Source organism: Candidatus Phyllobacterium onerii, assembly GCF_028331445.1.
Taxonomy (GTDB): domain Bacteria; phylum Pseudomonadota; class Alphaproteobacteria; order Rhizobiales; family Rhizobiaceae; genus Phyllobacterium; species Phyllobacterium onerii.
This window is the reverse complement of sequence record NZ_JAQMHX010000007.1, coordinates 294,463-312,555: the sequence shown is the minus strand read 5'-3', so window position 1 is coordinate 312,555 and position 18,093 is coordinate 294,463. Positions and strand designations below refer to the sequence as shown.

17 protein-coding genes are annotated in these 18,093 nt (G+C 56.0%); 5 read left to right on the top strand and 12 right to left on the bottom strand.

The window, feature by feature from the left end:
• Positions 1–4: 4 nt before the first annotated feature.
• The 6 genes from PHA01_RS18165 to uxaC all read right to left on the bottom strand — a co-directional run bounded on the left by PHA01_RS18165 (position 5) and on the right by uxaC (position 7,104).
• Positions 5–850, bottom strand: a complete 846-nt coding sequence (locus tag PHA01_RS18165; protein WP_271897777.1) for an ABC transporter permease — start codon at positions 848–850, stop codon at positions 5–7.
• Positions 851–852: 2 nt separating this feature from the next.
• Positions 853–1,758 carry an ABC transporter permease gene (locus PHA01_RS18160; RefSeq protein WP_271897776.1) on the bottom strand — a complete coding sequence of 302 codons (906 nt, stop codon included), beginning with the start codon at positions 1,756–1,758 and terminating at the stop codon, positions 853–855.
• A gap of 6 nt (positions 1,759–1,764) precedes the next feature.
• Entirely contained in the window at positions 1,765–2,832 is a 1,068-nt protein-coding gene (locus PHA01_RS18155; protein WP_271897775.1) for an ABC transporter ATP-binding protein, read from the bottom strand.
• 62 nt (positions 2,833–2,894) lie between these two features.
• Positions 2,895–4,073 (bottom strand): ABC transporter substrate-binding protein, encoded by a 1,179-nt coding sequence (locus PHA01_RS18150; protein WP_271897827.1) that lies wholly within the window; start codon positions 4,071–4,073, stop codon positions 2,895–2,897.
• Positions 4,074–4,197: 124 nt separating this feature from the next.
• Positions 4,198–5,679, bottom strand: coding sequence for a mannitol dehydrogenase family protein (locus tag PHA01_RS18145; RefSeq protein WP_271897774.1), 1,482 nt, complete (start codon positions 5,677–5,679; stop codon positions 4,198–4,200).
• Between the two features lie 27 nt (positions 5,680–5,706).
• Entirely contained in the window at positions 5,707–7,104 is a 1,398-nt protein-coding gene (uxaC, locus tag PHA01_RS18140; RefSeq protein ID WP_271897773.1) for a glucuronate isomerase, read from the bottom strand.
• Between the two features lie 258 nt (positions 7,105–7,362).
• Here uxaC and PHA01_RS18135 point away from each other — a divergent pair, with 258 nt between their 5' ends.
• The 5 genes from PHA01_RS18135 (at position 7,363) to PHA01_RS18115 (ending at position 13,099) form a co-directional block, all read left to right on the top strand.
• Complete coding sequence (locus tag PHA01_RS18135) at positions 7,363–8,139, top strand: GntR family transcriptional regulator (protein WP_334312034.1); 777 nt, start codon at positions 7,363–7,365, stop codon at positions 8,137–8,139.
• A gap of 35 nt (positions 8,140–8,174) precedes the next feature.
• Complete coding sequence (gene uxuA / locus PHA01_RS18130) at positions 8,175–9,365, top strand: mannonate dehydratase (protein ID WP_271897772.1); 1,191 nt, start codon at positions 8,175–8,177, stop codon at positions 9,363–9,365.
• Positions 9,366–9,840: 475 nt separating this feature from the next.
• The gene (locus PHA01_RS18125; RefSeq protein WP_183661873.1) at positions 9,841–10,146 is read left to right on the top strand and encodes a septal ring lytic transglycosylase RlpA family protein; all 306 of its coding nucleotides are present in this window, start codon (positions 9,841–9,843) and stop codon (positions 10,144–10,146) included.
• A gap of 366 nt (positions 10,147–10,512) precedes the next feature.
• Positions 10,513–11,454, top strand: a complete 942-nt coding sequence (gshB, locus tag PHA01_RS18120; protein ID WP_271897771.1) for a glutathione synthase — start codon at positions 10,513–10,515, stop codon at positions 11,452–11,454.
• A 115-nt stretch (positions 11,455–11,569) separates the two neighbouring features.
• Positions 11,570–13,099 carry a YifB family Mg chelatase-like AAA ATPase gene (locus tag PHA01_RS18115; RefSeq protein WP_271897770.1) on the top strand — a complete coding sequence of 510 codons (1,530 nt, stop codon included), beginning with the start codon at positions 11,570–11,572 and terminating at the stop codon, positions 13,097–13,099.
• Between the two features lie 102 nt (positions 13,100–13,201).
• Here the strand turns inward: PHA01_RS18115 and PHA01_RS18110 are convergent, their stop codons facing one another.
• From PHA01_RS18110 to pmtA, 6 genes are all read right to left on the bottom strand, one after another.
• On the bottom strand, positions 13,202–13,813 hold the full coding sequence (locus PHA01_RS18110) for a transglutaminase-like cysteine peptidase (RefSeq protein WP_370637104.1): 612 nt from the start codon (positions 13,811–13,813) through the stop codon (positions 13,202–13,204).
• 341 nt (positions 13,814–14,154) lie between these two features.
• Positions 14,155–15,426 carry a polyhydroxyalkanoate depolymerase gene (locus PHA01_RS18105; protein WP_271897769.1) on the bottom strand — a complete coding sequence of 424 codons (1,272 nt, stop codon included), beginning with the start codon at positions 15,424–15,426 and terminating at the stop codon, positions 14,155–14,157.
• Between the two features lie 178 nt (positions 15,427–15,604).
• On the bottom strand, positions 15,605–15,892 hold the full coding sequence (locus PHA01_RS18100; protein WP_271897768.1) for a DUF1330 domain-containing protein: 288 nt from the start codon (positions 15,890–15,892) through the stop codon (positions 15,605–15,607).
• 139 nt (positions 15,893–16,031) lie between these two features.
• Entirely contained in the window at positions 16,032–16,730 is a 699-nt protein-coding gene (gene pyrF / locus PHA01_RS18095) for an orotidine-5'-phosphate decarboxylase (protein WP_271897767.1), read from the bottom strand.
• Between the two features lie 78 nt (positions 16,731–16,808).
• Positions 16,809–17,393: an NADPH-dependent FMN reductase gene (locus PHA01_RS18090; RefSeq protein ID WP_271897766.1), complete on the bottom strand. Its 585-nt coding sequence runs from the start codon at positions 17,391–17,393 to the stop codon at positions 16,809–16,811.
• A 48-nt stretch (positions 17,394–17,441) separates the two neighbouring features.
• Complete coding sequence (gene pmtA, locus PHA01_RS18085) at positions 17,442–18,038, bottom strand: phospholipid N-methyltransferase PmtA (protein ID WP_112524803.1); 597 nt, start codon at positions 18,036–18,038, stop codon at positions 17,442–17,444.
• Positions 18,039–18,093 lie beyond the last annotated feature (55 nt).

Sequence of the window (18,093 nt, the reverse complement as noted above, 5' to 3'; positions counted from 1 at the left end):
TACCCTATGCGGTGGTCTGCTGCTGTTTGGCGCGGGCTACGATCTGCGTCGGATTTACAAACCGCAACGCGACCAGCAACCAGACGAGCGTCGTGACCATATAGACGACAGCCATCGCATCGATCGATTGCACAGCGCGGACACCTGAAGCAAAGACCGAATAGTAAAGCGCGACGACAAGCGTTTGACTGGTCGGACCCGCCGTAAGGAATGTCAGCTCGAACATCGCTACAGTACGCACCAGAACCAGCAGCAGGGCCGCCAGAATACCCGGCAGCAGCATAGGCAATAGCACATGTCTGAACAGCTGGAATGTTCCGGCGCCGAACACACGAGCCGCCGCCTCAATCTTTGGATCGATCTGTTCGATGAACGGGATCATGACGAGGATCACGAAGGGAACTGTCGGTACCAGATTGGCAAGAACAACGCCCCAAAAAGTGCCGCCGACGCCAGCCTGATACAGCACCGTGGCGAGCGGGATGCCGAAGGTGATTGGCGGTACCAGCAGCGGCAGCAGGAACAGAAGCATGACCAGCTTCTTGCCCGGAAAATCGCGCCGTGCCAGCGCATAGGCGGCAGTTACGCCGAGGAGGCCAGACAAAGCGACAACGGTAAAAACAATCTGGAAGGTGACAATAAGCACGTCACTCAGCTGGAATTCCGACCACGCAGTGAAGTACCACTTCGTTGTCCAGCCAGCGGGTAGCCATGTGCCAAGCCAACGTGTGCCGAACGAAGAAATAATAACGGTGGCGATCATCGCCAACAGATTGATGATAAAAAAGACGACGACTGCCCAGACAGCAGTGATCCAGATTTTGGCACCGATGGTTGTGTCACGGATCATTGTCAGCCCTTTCCGCCCGCGGTCGAGCCGCGATAGAACATATTGCGGATACCAAGGATCGCCACGACGATGAGTAATTGCACCACTGCCATGATCATCGCGACGGCTGAAGCCATGGAATAGTCATACTGCTCGAAGGCTGCCTGATAGGCGGCAATTGAGATGACGCGCGTCGGTCCCGCTGGCGCACCAAGCAGGATGGCCGAGGGGAACACGGCGAAGGCCTGCACGAACGACAGACAGAAGGCGATGGCAAGACCGGGAATCAGCAAGGGCAGCATGACATAACGGAAGCGCTGCCAGCTCCTGGCGCCGTGCGTGGCTGCCGCCTGCTCCAGTGCCGGATCGATGCCCGAGACATAGGAGAGGGTAAGCAGAAACGTGAACGGAAAGCCGGTGATGATCAGGGACGCGAAAACGCCCCAATAATTGTTGGTCAATTTAAGTGGCCGGTCGATTGCGCCAAGAAGCATCAACGTCCGGCTGAACCATCCTTGTGGGCCGAGATAGTTCAACAGGCCTTCAGCAACGAGCACTGTGCCAAGCGTCACTGGCAAGACCAGAATAGTCGTGAGAAGCCTCTGATGCGTCATCAGCCGCACGCGGAAAGCCACCGGTAGCGCGATGGCTATGCTGATGATCGTCACCGGCACTGCCAGCCACAGCGTGGTCAGGATGGTGTCATACAGAAACGGATCGGAGAAGAATTTGCTATAGTTGGCAAAGGCGCCCCCCTCTGCCGGTGTGAATGACAAAATCAACCCGTATATGAAGGGATAGATGAACACGGCCAGAAGAAAGAATACCGCTGGCAGGACAAGAAGGGTGACACCATCGATGCCCCGTAGCGCCAGTCGCTGCCGCAGCGACATGCGATTGTCGAAGGGGGTTGAGGTAACGCTCGCCATTTGCCGTTACGCCGCAAAAGCCAGCGCACGCGCCGGATCTATGGAGAGCCAGATCGAACTGCCAAGCTCAGCCGTTTGCGGCGCATGAAAGACGAGCTCCAGACCTTCCGCCGTGCGCGCTGTTCCAACGAATTCACGCCCGCGATATTCGATGGTCTCGACAACACCCTCGACGGTTTTATCGGACTTTTCGCCGGCAACGACGTCGTCGGCCCGGGCCGCGATAACGGCGCTATCGCCGACTTTCAAATTGTCCCGTGCGGTCCCCGCCAACACGGCTTTGCCAACGGCAACGCTGGTACGATCGCCATCCGTGCCAATGACCTTGCCGGTCAGGCGGTTGCGGTAGCCCATGAATTCGGCGACGTCCAAATGATCGGGTCGTTCGTAAAGATCGCTTGGCGCGCCCACCTGACGAATTTCACCATCACGCAGTACGACGACACGATCCGCCAACGACAAGGCCTCGTCCTGATCATGGGTAACGTACACAGTGGTGGCGCCGAGCTGGTTGTGAATGCGGCGAATTTCCGCACGCATCTCAAGGCGCAACTTCGCATCGAGGTTGGATAGGGGCTCATCCATCAATACCAGCGGCGGCTCAATGACAATCGCCCGTGCAATTGCAACGCGCTGTTGCTGGCCGCCCGACAATTGCCCCGGCAATTTATGGCCCTGCCCTTGCAGACGGACGAGATTCAGCGCCTCTTCGACGCGCTTTTCCATCTCCCCCTTGGCAACCTTGCGCATCTTGAGGCCGAATCCGATATTTTGGCGAACCGTCATGTGGGGAAACAGCGCATAATTCTGGAAGACCATGCCGAAGCCGCGATCCTCCGGCTTTAGTGTATCGATGCGCTTGTCGTCGATGAAAATGCCCCCACCCGTCGTCGATAATAGTCCGGCAATGCAGTTGAGCGCCGTCGATTTGCCACAACCCGACGGCCCGAGCAGTGCGATAAATTCGCCCTTGCGGATTGATAGCGATACATCTTTCAACGCATTGTGCGAACCAAAAGCGCGGCTCATCCGGTCAAGGCGGATCTCACTGAATGGCGATGACGCAAGCAGCATCGGGTACCCTTATAAGCAGACATCATCCGGATGGCCTCCGGATGATGTGATGATCGGTAATTTCAGGACTTCTTGCCCGCGACTTCTTCATCCCAACGACGGAATGCAACGACCATCGAAGATGGCTCCAGCGGAATTTCGACGGGATTGTTGGAAAACCAATCCGCGTATTCCTTGCGGCCAAATTCGGCGATCGCATCCTGGCTTTCTTGCGGAGCCATGCTGATCGGCACATCCTTCACAGCCGGACCCGGATAGAAATAACCCTGATCATAGGTGAAGGCTTGTTGTTCAGGTGTCAGCAGGAAGCTCATCATATCGAGAAGTACCGCAAGCTTGTCGTCTGCAATGCCTTTCGGAACGCACATGTAGTGGGCGTCGGCGACCCAGTGGAAACCTTTGAGAGTCGCGACTGCCGCTTCCTTCGGAACGACCCCAAGCACACGCGGATTGATATCCCAGCCGGTCGTGGAGACAGTCATGTCGCGCGTGCCTTCACCGAGTTCCTTCATCAAAGCAGCAGTGCCGGTCGGGTAGTATTCGATGTATTTATGCAGTTCCTTGAGATAGGCCCAGGTCTTGTCCCAGCCTTTTACCGGATCACGCGGATCAGTGTCGCCGAGGAGGTAAGGCAGGCCCATCAGGAAAGTGCGGCCGGGGCCGGAATTTGCCGGACGCGCGTAAAGGAACTTGTTGGGGTTTTCCTTGGCCCAGGCCAGAAGCTCTTCCGCCGTGGTTGGTACCTTTTTGACGCGGTCGGGCATATATTCGAGCAGCGGGCCGGATGGGTAATAGGTTACCACCACACCGACGTCCTTGCCGAGCGCCAGCATGCGATAGGCAGGTTCAAGATAGATTGCCGCCAGATCGGGCAGAGAGGCGGAGTGATCCGGCAAAAGCTTGACCCACAGGTCCTGAGCGATACCTGCAGAGAGGGCATCGGTACCTGTCAGAACGAGATCGATATCCAGCCTGTTTGCCGCCTGCTGAGCCTTGATCTTGCCCGGAAGCTCCGGAGCTGGCGCCTTGGTGAAGGTGATCTTCGATACAAGTTCCGGTTTGGCCTTGGCATAATTCTCGATGGCTGTCTGCGTCAACGCTAGATTGCCCGCTACGTCGGCGATATTCAGTGTTACGGGTGAGGTTGGCAGCGCAAGTTTGGACTGAGCAAATAGTCGCGTTGCCGGCAGCGTGGCGACTGCTGCCAGACCGCCAATGGCTTGTCTGCGTGTTATGCGGATCATGGTTTCCTCCCTGTTGGCTCAACGCCCCGTTTTCAGGCATGGCCGGGGTTCCCAGTATCCGGCCGCAGTCGAGATTTGATATATTAATCTATCAGATCGAGATAGCAAGGGCTTTCGCGCCTTACGACGTCATGCCGGCAACGGTTCGTGCTGCGCCATCCTTTAGAAGCTTTCCCAAGGCGCGGCCGACGGTTTGGCGAAATTCCAGATTTCCGGGAAGGTCTTTACCGAAGATCTGGTCAAGACCGAGATAGGCATTCATAAGGTCGTCAGAGGATGTTTTCCCGGTAGTGCGCTGCTTGAATTGATCGGCAAGCGGATCGCGCACATCTATTGGCTTGCCGTTTTCGTCCACCCCCGTAGCGTAGCGCATCCAGCCGGCGACGCCGAGAGCGAGACGGTCGAAAGGTTTCTTCTGGTCCAAACGCTGCCGGATCGTGTGCAGCAGGCGTTGCGGCAATTTCTGCGAGCCGTCCATGGCGATCTGCCACGTGCGATGGCGCAGCGCCGGGTTGCGAAAGCGTTCGCGTAGCTGAGCCTTGTAGGCGTCCAGATCAAATCCTGGAAGCGGTGGAAGTGTCGACGTGATCTCATCGTCCATCATGGTTTCAATGAATGCGCTGAAGCCTTCGGCCTTCATCACATCGGCAACTGTCTCGTGACCGGCGAGATAACCGAGATAAGCCAGGGTCGAGTGGCTGCCATTCAAGAGCCGGAGTTTCATCAGTTCAAACGCATCGACGTTGTCGACGAATGTTGCGCCGAAGTCCTCCCATGCCGGACGGCCGGAAGGAAAATGATCCTCCACCACCCACTGTGTGAAAGGCTCTGTCATGATTGGCCATGCATCGAATAGTTCCGTAGCCCGGGCCGTCGTGGCACGATCAGCATCGGTCGTAGCCGGGACAATCCGGTCAACCATGGTCGAGGGAAAGGCAATGTTTTCGCCAATATACCGCCCAAGCCCAGCGTCGCGTAGTTCGGCAAAACGTGTGACCACCCGCTTCAGCGTTTCGCCATTGGACGGGAGGTTATCGCAGGACAACAGCGTGAAAGCCGCGGTACCATTGGCGCGGCGCCGGGCTAACGCTTCTACGATAAAACCAATAGCCGAGCGCGGGGCACCAGGATCAGCAAGGTCGTGGACGATGTCGGCGTGAGATTCGTCGAGCGAGGCGGTGGCGGGCGAATAGCAATATCCTTTTTCCGTCACGGTCAAGGAAACGATCCTGACGTCGGGATCTGTCATTGCAGCGAGTACCGACTCCGGATTTTCGGGTGCAACCAGAACTTTTGCGACACTGCCAATCACACGAAAGCTATCACCGCCGCCATCGCGGGATGCAACAGTGTAAAGTCCGTCCTGCGGTTCGATTGCCTCTTTCGTATCGCCACTGCGTAACGAAACACCCAGTATGCCCCAGCGATTGTCGCCACTGGCGAGTACGCTGTCCGTATAGACGGCCTGATGTGCCCTGTGGAATGCACCAATGCCGAGATGCACGATACCAATCCGAACCTGGTTTCTATCATAGCCGGGTTGCTTCACATTCGACGCCAGACGATGCAGCGTCGAGTCGGAGAGGCGGAACTTTTCAGTCATTCTGTGCCTGCAATTGTGGTTTCTATTTCAAAGCTTGTAAGTTTGTTTCGCCAGGCGGTAGGCAAGATCATGTGCGATTTCCACCGCCTCGTCCTCCTCCAACCTGTGATCAGCAACAAGTCGCGCCAGATACCCGCAGTCGACACGACGCGCCATGTCATGGCGCGCGGGTATGGACATATAGGCGCGCGTATCGTCGTTGAAGCCGACCGTATTATAGAACCCGGCAGTCTCGGTGGTCAGTTCACGGAAGCGGCGCATACCTTCCGGACTATCATGGAACCACCATGCAGGGCCAAGGCGCAAGGCTGGATAATGGCCCGCGAGGGGAGCGAGTTCCCGGCTGTAACTGGTTTCATCGAGGGTGAAGAGGATGAGTGTCAGCCGAGCATCGTTGCCAAACGAGTCAAGCAGAGGTTTCAGTTCCTCGACATAGCCGGTAGAGCGCGGAATATCCGCTCCTTTGTCCGTTCCAAACCGTTCGAACAGAGCGGGATTGTGATTTCGGTAAGAGCCGGGATGAATCTGCATGACCAGGCCATCTTCGATACTCATTCGCGCCATTTCCGTCAGCATCTGTGCGCGGAAGAGGTCGGCGTCTTCAGGCGAAGCGCCTTTCAGCACTCGTTCGAACAGTGCTGACGCCGCGGAGACGGAAAGATCAGCAGTGCGCGCGTTCGGATGCCCGTGATCGCTAGACGTGGCGCCACGCCGTTTGAAATAAGCACGGCGCACACGATGCGCTTCGATATACCCCTCATAGTCGAGCTTGGTGCCCGCAAGTGCAACGAAATCCTCTACGTTGGTGATAAAGTCCGTACGCGATGCATCTATGACGGCATCGGGGCGGTAGGCAGGAACGACGCGGCCATCCCAACCTGACTTTAAGATCGCATCGTGCGCTGCGAGTTGATCGGTCGCCGCATCCGTCGTCGAGATGACTTCGATGCCAAACTGTTTGTAGAGCGCCCGCGGACGCATGGATGGTTCCGTCAAGCGCTCTGCAATTCGATCATAAAGTGCATCCGCATTCTTCTCGCCAAGCCGCTCCACAATGCCGAATACCGTTTCCAGTCCATGCTCGAACCACAGGCGGGAGGGTGTGCCCCTAAACAGATGTAAGTGCTTCGCAAACAGCCGCCATATCTTGCGGCCGTCAACTTCCACCGGGCCTCCATCCTGACGCGGCACGCCGAGATCTTCCAACCTCACACCCTGCGAGTAGAGCATGCGAAAAATATAATGATCTGGCTTGACGAACAGGCTCGCCGGGTCCGGAAAAGCTTCGTCATTGGCGTACCAAAGCGGATCGGTGTGACCATGTGGCGAGATGATCGGCAGCCTCTCGACTGCGCTGAACAGACGGCGGGCAATCCCCCGTGCATCGGGTTCGATTGGGAAAAGTCGGTCAGGATGAAGTGCCATTATGCGTCCTTGCTACCATCATCGCGTGCCCTGTACCGACCTGGATGCGAAGCTGCTATGTTACTTTTCCAATGGCAGGTTGCGCCATTTGTGAACATCGATGATCTTGGCGAATTGTAAATAATAATATATTAGTATGTCAACTGAGACTGAATGCGCTTGATATCATCGCATAACACCGTCTCGGACTATGAATTCACACGGAATTCCATCATTCAATGATCAGATGATCCGTGAAGATGGAAATGGAGCACTGCAATGACGGCAGAAAACCAGGGAGACAAAGGCTTAGCCATTGCAACGCCGCCCGAGGTTGGAATTTCAGGTGTCAATCGCGGCGCGCGGGCTACAAGTCCCGGACCCCGTGGGGCGCCGGCCGGTCGGATGACCACTGCCACCGCAATTTATCGCGAGCTTCATGCGGCCATCGTATCGATGGAGATGACACCGGGAACTGCTCTCAACGAGAAGGTCCTGACCGAACGCTTTGGCGTCAGCCGCACGCCGGTGCGCGAGGCGTTGATCCGCTTGGTTGAAGACGGACTTGTCGATGTCTTTCCGCAATCGGGAACATTTGTCGCCCGCATTCCTGTTGCGCTGATCCCCGAGGCTGTGGTGATCCGCCAGGCGCTCGAGGGTGCAACCGTGGAGCGTGCAGCGGCCGTCGCAACGGCCAAGGATGTCGAATGGCTCGATGAAATCCTCGCCCGCCAGCGTTTTTTTGCCGATCGTCAGAACACGAGTGCGTTTCACGAGGCCGACGAGGCTTTCCACGAAGCGATTGCCGGAATTTCCGGCCATCCTGGCATCTGGCACTATCTCAAGCCGGTGAAGGTGCAAATCGATCGGGCGCGGCGCATGACGTTACCGGGTTTGGGCCGCATGGAGCATGTCCTGTCCGAGCATCAGATCATTCGCAATGCCATTGAAGCCCATGACGTGCCAGCCGCCTGTGCGGCGATGAAACAGCATCTGAATGCCGTCATCCCTGACATTGAAACCTTGAGAAAAAGCCATCCCGGATCATTTGTCTGACTAGGGATCAACGATATAATTTGACGGAGGAATGAATGCGTCAGGCATGGCGATGGTTTGGCCCAAAAGCCGGTGTCTCACTCGATAATGTACGGCAGGCCGGCGCGACCGATATCGTTTCGGCTCTGCACGAGGTACCGATTGGTGAAGCATGGACAATAGCGCAGGTGCACGAGCGTAAATCATTGATCGAATCGACACCAGCCGGACGGACGCCGCTGACCTGGTCGGTGGTCGAGAGCATTCCGATTCCTGATGCAGTAAAGCGCCTCGGTGGCGCTGCCAAGCACGAGATTGCCGCCTGGATCGCTAGTATGGAAGCACTTGCGGCCAACGACATCAGGGTCGTCTGCTACAACTTCATGCCCGTGGTCGACTGGTGCCGCACCGATCTCGACTATGTCACGCCGACCGGTTCGACAGCCATGCGCTTCGACCACAACGTGTTCGCTGTGTTCGATTTGCACATCCTGCAGCGCGAAGGCGCCGAAAACGATTACTCAAAGGCTGACCGCGAGATTGCCAGCGACCTTTATAATGCCATGGGTGCACAGGAAATTGCTGATCTTACGCGCAATATCGCCAGCGCTCTCCCGGGCTCAACCACCGAACCGCTGACCATACCGGCGTTCCGCGACAAGCTCGAAACCTATTCTGGCATCGATGCGATCCGGCTGCGTCAGCATCTGATTGAATTCCTGGAGGCTGTGACGCCGGTTGCCGAAGAGCTCGGCGTAAAGCTGACCCTGCATCCGGATGATCCGCCTCGTTCCCTCTTCGGCCTGCCGCGTATTGCTTCGACTGGTGCCGACTATGCGGCGCTGTTCGATGCAGTACCCTCGCCTGCAAATGGCATGTGCCTTTGTACCGGCAGTCTTGGTGTGCGGGCTGACAATGACCTGCCCAAGATCGCCAGGCACTTCGCTTCGCGCATCCACTTCACCCATTTGCGTGCGACGACCCGCGAGGGTGATGGCCGCAGCTTTCACGAAGCGGCTCACCTTGAAGGCGACGTGGATATGGTGGCGGTGTTGCGCGAACTTCTCACCGAAGACCATAAGCGGGACAAGACGAACAGTATCATTTTCCGCTCTGATCACGGGCACCGCATGCTCGACGACCTGAACAAGGACGTAACGCCCGGTTATCCGGCAATTGGCCGCCTGCGCGGTCTTGCCGAACTACGCGGTATCATCCACGCTTTGGATGCCTCCGCGCTCGCATAATCCGGACCAAATTTTGAGTTTTTAAAGCCCTGGTTTTCACAAGCCGGGGCTTTTCTACATTTAAAGGTTTACCGATTTTTGAAACGCACCGACCAACTCGTAGTCATCGCTCAATAATTCTATTGGCATTCATCACATTGTGGCCATATTCTCGACCGTTTGCAGTCATACCGCATTTCACCGTAAGCATCGGTCATCACTTTTTGAGTCATATTAAGACAAGTTTTTTGAGTAACTTAGATCATATTTCGGATTGATCTCGACGAAGTCTCCGAAACGGGTCACCTCAAGGCCACATTTCTCCAAAATAGAGAGAGCTACTCGCTCACGCCACGATCTACTTGCCCGGGGGTCAATCTCTACGCGTGTGTCTTCAGTCCGGCTGTTCTGTGCCGCGGGCTACTCAAAGTGTGAATTTCACATGGTCTCTTTCGCAAGTATCCGCACGGTACTTATTTCATCCATCTTTTTTCTGATGTTGGGCGCTGTATCCGCCAGTGCCGGTTCGGCCTGTGGCGGTGCTTCGTGGTACGCTCTTCATTCTAGAACCGCTTCCGGCGAACGGATGAACCCCTCCGCTCTCACCGCGGCTCATCGCACCTTGCCGCTCGGCTCGCGCGTCAAAGTAACCAACCAGCGCAATGGCAAGACGGTCGTGGTGCGCATCAACGATCGGGGGCCGTTTGTCAGGGGCCGCATGCTCGATCTCTCGAAAGGTGCCGCTAGCCGCCTTGGCTTTATCGGCGCTGGCCACACCAATATCTGCATGGCCCGCTTGTAGAGCCTTCCTTGCTTAAATAGAATCGTTCTGCCGGAAGGAATTTGGTTCAAGGTCGAGGGGTTGGGCGAGGCCGATGTTTATCCATCGGATGAAGCCGAAGCCCGAAGGATTTGGCCCGAATTCACCCGGCCCTTCGGGTTTCCGGCTGGCGGACAGCCACGTTGTCAGGCGGCTTCGTCCGATGGGTAAACATCGGCCTCGCCACCTTCCGTGTGGATTGTCTCGCCATCCGTGAAACAGAACGGGTTCTATTTAAACAAGAAAGGCTCTAACCTCGCAGGATGTTGATGCCGTCTCGGCATTGACCTTGACCATTGAACGTGACATCGCCATGTGAACACTCCTAATCCTGTCGGGGGACGTTCCATGGCACTCAAAGTCGCGGTCCAGATGGACCATATCAATTCGATCCGGATCGCTGGCGATACAACATTTGCGCTTTGCCTCGAGGCGCAAAAACGCGGTCACATACTCTACCACTATACCCCCGACAGGCTCAGCATGCGCGATGGCGTGGTTTCTGCGCGCGTGGAAGAACTGAGCGTCCGCGATATCGAAGGCGATTATTATACACTGGGAGAACCGGTTTCGCGCGATCTGTCGGAAATGGACGTGGTGCTGCTACGCCAGGACCCGCCCTTCGACATGAATTACATCACGACCACGCACATGCTGGAGCGGATCCATCCGAAGACGCTTGTCGTCAACGATCCTGCTTGGGTGCGCAACAGCCCCGAGAAGATTTTCGTCACCGAGTTTCCCGATCTCATGCCGGAAACGCTGATCACCAAGAATCCATTGGAAATCGCGGGATTCCGCAAGGAATTCGGCGATATCATTCTGAAACCGCTTTATGGCAATGGCGGCGCAGGTGTGTTTCATCTCGCCGATGGCGACCGCAACTTGACGTCATTGCTGGAAATGTTCGCCCAGATGTTCCGCGAACCATTTATTGCACAGCGTTATTTGAAAGATGTTCGCTCGGGTGACAAACGTATCATCCTGATCGATGGCGAGCCCGTCGGCGCGATCAACCGAGTGCCATCTGAAACCGACTCGCGTTCCAACATGCATGTGGGCGGCCGCGCCGAGAAAACCGAACTCACGGATCGTGAACGCGAAATCTGCGCGCGTATTGGACCGTCCTTGCGCGAGCGTGGTTTCATTCTGGTGGGTATCGACGTGATCGGCGACTATATGACCGAGATCAATGTCACTTCTCCGACCGGCGTTCGAGAGGTCAAACGCTTCGGCGGTGCAGATATTGCGGCGCTGTTTTGGGATGCTGTGGAAGCCAAACGCCAGTAATTCTCATACCTCCGATCTGTTCCCTTATTGTTCTTGTCATGCAGATTGAAGTGTGCTGATATACGTTCTTTAGCATTCTTCATTTTCAAACGTCTGCATTTTCAAGAAAGATTTCATGGTTACCCGCGTTCGTACGGTTGCCTTCCAGGGTATTGAAGCTCAGCCTGTCGATGTGCAGGTGATGATTGCCCCCGGCAAAATGGGAATGCATATCGTCGGTCTTCCGGACAAGGCAGTCGCCGAAAGCCGGGAGCGGGTCCAGGCGGCACTACATGCCTCCGGGCTTTCAATGCCCGTCAAGAAGGTGACGGTGAATCTCGCGCCAGCCGATTTGCCCAAGGAAGGAAGCCATTACGATCTGCCGATCGCCGTGGGATTGATGGCAGGGCTTGGCGCCATGCCTGCCGACGCACTTCAGAACTATGTGGTGCTGGGCGAATTGTCACTTGATGGAACCATCACCCATGTCGCGGGTGTGCTACCCGCAGCAATTGCTGCCAACCGACAAGAGAAGGGACTGATATGCCCGGCATCCTGTGGCCCGGAAGCCGCATGGGCCGGCTCCGACATCGATATTCTTGCGCCGCGCAGTTTGATCCAGCTTGCCAATCATTTTCGCGGTACACAGGTCCTGTCACGTCCTGAGCCCGTCATGCAGACGAGCGCGATTGGACTGCCAGATCTTGCAGACATAAGAGGCCAGGAAAGTGCGCGGCGCGCGCTGGAGGTCGCGGCAGCGGGTGGGCACAACCTCTTGATGATGGGCCCGCCAGGATCCGGCAAATCCATGCTGGCGCAGCGTCTGCCCTCCATCCTTCCGCCATTGCTGCCGCGTGAGTTGCTCGATGTCTCGATGATCGCCTCGATCGCCGGCGAACTCATGGGCGGCAAGTTGACGGACAGACGGCCATTTCGCGCGCCGCATCACTCGGCATCCATGGCGGCTATGGTTGGGGGCGGCATTCGAGCAAGGCCGGGGGAAGTCTCGCTGGCCCATCGCGGCGTGCTGTTTCTCGATGAATTTCCCGAGTTTACGCCGCAGGTCCTGGATTCCTTGCGCCAGCCACTGGAGACTGGCGAATGTATGATCGCGCGCGCCAATCACCGTATCTCTTATCCGGCACAGATCCAGCTTGTTGCGGCTATGAACCCGTGCCGCTGCGGCATGGCGGGGGAACCCGGCCATCAGTGTGCAAGGGGGCCACGGTGCCGGCAGGATTACCAGGCAAGGATTTCTGGGCCTCTGATGGATCGTATCGACATCAGGATCGACGTCCCGTCCGTGAGTGCTACCGATCTCATACGCCCGCACTCTTCGGAAAGCAGCGCATCCGTCGCTGAACGGGTCGCGCGAGCGCGGACAATCCAAAAGAGGCGCTACGAGGAATTGGGATTTCCAACGATCACCACAAACTCGCAGTGCTCAGTTGCTCTGATCGAACAGGTGGCACAACCGGATGCACCCGGCGTTTCCTTGCTGCAGCAGGCGAGTGAACAAATGCGCTTCTCCGCGCGGGCCTATCACCGGGTATTGAAAGTTGCGCGCACACTCGCAGACCTCGACGGACAAGAAATCGTCGGGCGCATTCATCTTGCCGAAGCTATCTCGTACCGGATGGGGGCGGATTCGATGTCAGCGGTCTGAGCCAAGCTACCTCACTACGCGACTTTGTTAATATTCATAAAGAAGCTGCCAGACCTTCCCCATCTGGCAGCTTCGAAATAGGCTGAGGTCGACTTCGCTCGATTATTGGACCGAACCAACCAGAATATTCGTGGGAGCCTCAATGCTGACCCAGCGACCCGAATTGTTGGTCGCCTGACGTTTAAGGTAGGTATATGGGGTTTCTGACCAGTTCTTTACGCCGTCAACAAGGTTATCAAGGACGAAGTCACCCTTGTCAGTGCGGACGGTCAGCACAGCATGACCTTCACCATCAGGCTTGCGCACCACGGTGATCAATAGATTTGCCGGAGAAATGCCCGACTGCATCAGGTCGCGTCGCTTCAAAAGGACGTAATCCTCGCAATCGCCAACCTTGTCGGGATAGGCCCAATATTCTTCCACGCCGTAGATTTCCATATCGGTCAATGGCTTGATCTTGTGGTTGTCATTGCTGTTGACGTTGACGATCAACTGCCAGAAATCATGATTCATCTTTTCGGGCATGACATTCCGGCTGCGGATGGAGCATTCTTCCGGGAGCCGCTTGCAGAATTCATAATGGCCGATTGGCTGTGATGTCAGACCGCCAGTGGTCATGAATGCTTCGGAGGCAAAAGCGACGTTTGCGCCAAGCGTACCCGCGAAGAGCGCCATGGCGACTATGGTCTTTACAACCCCTGCTACCCCGAACATGCTTTACTCCAGACCCGATCGCTATCGTTAACAAAACGTTAATGGCGGGAGGGGACATGAGTCAATCACAATGGCGCCACGATCCAGCCATTGTTAATATATGGTTAAAATTTGAAATTTCGCATTCCCCCAATATTCATGAGGGTTTCAGTGATGCATCAGAAACTGTGCCGGCTAACTGAAATTTGTACGGGTGCAAGGTTCTGGCCGCTAGAAAATATAAGATAACCCGTTGATTACAAACGGCTTTCTGTTAGATGGAAGACGCAACCGCCGTCAAAGCTCCCAAATCGCTTTGACGAGGCGCGGCGTTTCCCCAATACATCCTACGGATTAGATCTTCAGGCGCGTTTGACGATCGGCGTCACGTTGGTCCTGCGGTTCATTTGTGCGTGATCATTAACGAACTGCACAATGCGCGGCGCAATCTCTGCACGAAACCGCGAGCCATTGAATACGCCGTAATGGCCAACCTTCGGTTGCAGGTAATGCATGCGCATCTCGTCCGGAATATTGACGCAGAGCGTCTGTGCGGCTTTGGTCTGACCAACGCCGGAGATGTCGTCGTTCTCCCCTTCAACTGTCAGAAGAGCAACATTGCGAATGGCGGAGGGATCGACCGGGAGGCCCCGGTGAGTCATTTCGCCTTTCGGCAATGCCTGGCGGACGAATACCGTATCCACGGTCTGCAAATAGAATTCCGCGGTCAAATCCATGACCGCGAGGTATTCATCATAGAATTCACGATGCTTGTCAGCGGAATCGCCGTCTTCGTGCACCAGATGCATGAAGAACTCCTTGTGGGCAGTGATGTGGCGATCGAGATTCATGCTCATGAAGCCGGACAACTGCAGGAACCCCGGATAGACATCACGCATGAACCCGCCATGCGGCCACGGAACCGACATGATCACGTTATCGCGGAACCAGTTGATCCCCTTTTCTTCCGCCAGCTTGTTGACGGCAGTCGGATTCTTGCGGGTGTCGATCGGCCCACCCATCAGCGTCATGCTGGAAGGTGCGAATCTGTCCCCATTGGTCTCCATGATGGAGACGGCGGCAAGCACCGGAACGGATGGCTGACAGACGGCCACGACATGCGTATCTTCGCCCAATGCATGAAGCATTTCAATGACATAGTCGATATAATCATCGAGATCGAATTTACCATCGCTCAGCGGGACGCTGCGGGCATCCACCCAATCGGTGATGTAGACCTCGGCATGCGGCAGCAACGCTTCCACCGTGCCACGAAGCAGAGTTGCATAGTGACCAGACATCGGTGCCACCACCAGAATCTTCGGGTCGGCAGGACGTTTGGCATTCAAGGCACGCTTGAAATGAATGACGTTACAGAACGGTTTCGACCAGACGATCTTTTCTTTTATGTCTGTTTCGACACCGTCAACGATCGTGGTCGGCAAGCCGAAGGAAGGTTTGCCGTAGCATCGCGTCGTGCGCTCGAACAGCTCGCACATCGCGGTAACCGAGCGCCCGACGACGGTTTGAGACAATGGATTCAAGGGGTTATCGTAGAATAGCTTGGTGGCGTCGGCGAGTGCGCGGTAGGGTTGGAGTGCGGCATGGTTCAGTTCATAGAGCTGATAAAACATCCAATTTCCGATCGATCAACGCAACGTCAGTTCCAAGAATCTCTCCCTTAAATATGAAAGATTTCTTGACTGGTCAGTGACCGTAGCGGGTTTCCCCAATATTGCAATGCAACAATGGGATAAGGTCGGGTATAGATGTTCACAACTTCGCGTGCTGGAAAATATGAGCTGCCAGCGATCAAGCGCCTTCGACGACCAGCATTTCTCCATCGGCAACGGTAATGCGAATTGCCTTAGCTGCTTGATATTCCTGAGAATTATAGCAATCGACGGCCGCCTGAAGCGAGGGGAATTCAATGACAACATTGCGGCCGCGAGCCTGACCTTCAAGCACATGGTACTGCCCGCCACGAGCCAGAAAATTGGCACCGTATTTTTCAAAAGCCGGCTTTGCCGTTAAGATATAGTCCTTGTAACGTTCCGCGTCTCTGACATCGATACGTGCGATCCAATATCCTTTGGCCATCCGATATTCTACCTTTCACAACCAAATTGCTCGACAGGGTTGAAAATCTTGCACCATTTCAGCCGATTGTCGTGTGAGATTCAATGATTCTTGCGCAGGTTTTGCCGAAAGTTGCGCAGTTCTTGCCTCGTATGCTTCTTCAGGCGTTGGACATTTCCGCGAGGATAGCTTCTGCGATTGCCTTCCTATCCGGCGCGCCGACAATCGGCCGGCCGACCACCAGATGGCTTGCACCGGACCGCAGCGCATCGGCGGGTGTCATCACCCGTTTCTGATCGCCCAGGTCGGCACCGGCCGGACGGATTCCGGGGGTGACGATGGCCAGCTCCGGTCCGACGATCTTGCGGACGGCGGCAGCTTCCGTTGCGGCGCAGACAATCCCGCCCATTCCCGCCTGAAGCGCCTGCTCGGAGCGAATAAGGACCAGCGTATCGGGATCGTGCTCATAGCCTGCATCAGCCAGATCCTGCTGATCCATCGAAGTCAACACCGTTACCCCGAGAAGGCAGAGGTCCGATCCCCTGGCCGCCTCGACCGCTGCCCTCATCGCCTTGGGGTAGGCGTGCAGCGTGAGCATGGAGACGCCCATCCTGACGATGTTCTCGACACCCTTGGCTACGGTATTGTCGATGTCGAGAAGTTTCATATCGAGGAAGACTTTTTTGCCCGAGCTGACAAGCTCGCTGGCAAAGCCAAGCCCACCGGCAAATGCCAGCTGGTAGCCGATCTTGTAGAACGACACCGTATCGCCAAGTTCGCTGACCGCCTGTTCGGCTGCTTTCAATGTCGGCACATCAAGTCCGACGATCAGGCGCTCGCGCAAGGCCGTTTCCGTCATGACAAATCACCCTTTTTGTTGATCGAACCTCAATCGCACAGATCAACCGGATAGGAAATATGCTAGCGCAAGTTTTGTCTATCGACGAGAAATGGCGAATCTCGTGTGGTCAATCAAGGATTGGCACGCGCGCTGCATCGCTTTGGCAGTCCGCTCGTCCTTGAACGAGCCATCTTCGGCGAACGCATCCTGCGCGCGCGGCACCGAGCATTGTTCCGTAATGATCTGGGTGCCAACATTCATCAGCACGGCACGCAGATGGTATAGACAGCGTATGCCTGCGAAATTGCCGTTCGAGGACGAGCACAGCGCCACGACCTTTTCGGCATAGGGCTTGAGCGGCTTGTCGCCGTCCTTCGAGATGCGGCTGACCCAGTCGATGGTATTCTTCACCAGCGGCGGGATCGACGAGTTATATTCGGGCGATGCGATCAAAATGGCGTCATGCGCCGCGAATAGCCGGCCAAGTTTCATGGCATTTTCGGGAATGCCCTTTTCCTCTTCCAGATCTTCATCCATGAGTGGCAGCGGATAGTCGATCAACGCAATCCGTGTGACATCGGCGCCGAGTTCCACCAACGTTCTGACCGCAACATTTGCAACCTGGCCACTAAAAGCGCCCGTACGGTTCGAGCCCGCGAAAACAAGAATTTTCGGCAGCATTGAGTTCCCTCTGAGGAATTTACCAGACCACGGGAGGACTATAGGAGGTCAATCGACCCGGCGGTAGACCCACAAACGCGCAGGCGGCACATTACGGATAATGAAATCGAGATGTTCGATCTTGTAATTGCCACGCCCGGCCGGTACCGGCGACATCGGCCCATAGGTGATCTGCACAATCGGCCGACCATGCGGAATGCGGCGCAGCAAATCCTCGATGATCTTGACGCGGTCGCCGACGGGGAAATTCAAAAGCGGTACGGCAGAAACGACCGAATCGAACTTCTGCTCGCGCTTGTCGCCGAGGGTCACGTCCAGATTGAAGGCATCGCCCTCGATGATGTTCACGCCCGGAAAATCCTCGCGCAAATGCTGGGCAAAATCCGATGAATATTCGACGCTGTAGAGCTTGGTTGGAGCAACGCCGCGATCAAGGATTGCGCGGGTGATAACACCGGTGCCCGGCCCCAGTTCCAGCACGGGAAGGCCTGAGTGCGGGTTGACGACACTGGCCATGCGGCGCGCGGTAATGGAACTTGTCGGCAGGATCGAGCCCACAGCCTTGGGGCCATGCATCCATCCCTTGAAGAACCGGATTTCCTCGCCGAACTTTTCGGCCAGTTTTTTTCCCAAGGGTCGTGACATCCCGCTTATCCTCCGTCGCAGTTAGACAAGTTTATGACGCAACCCACGGCGGAAG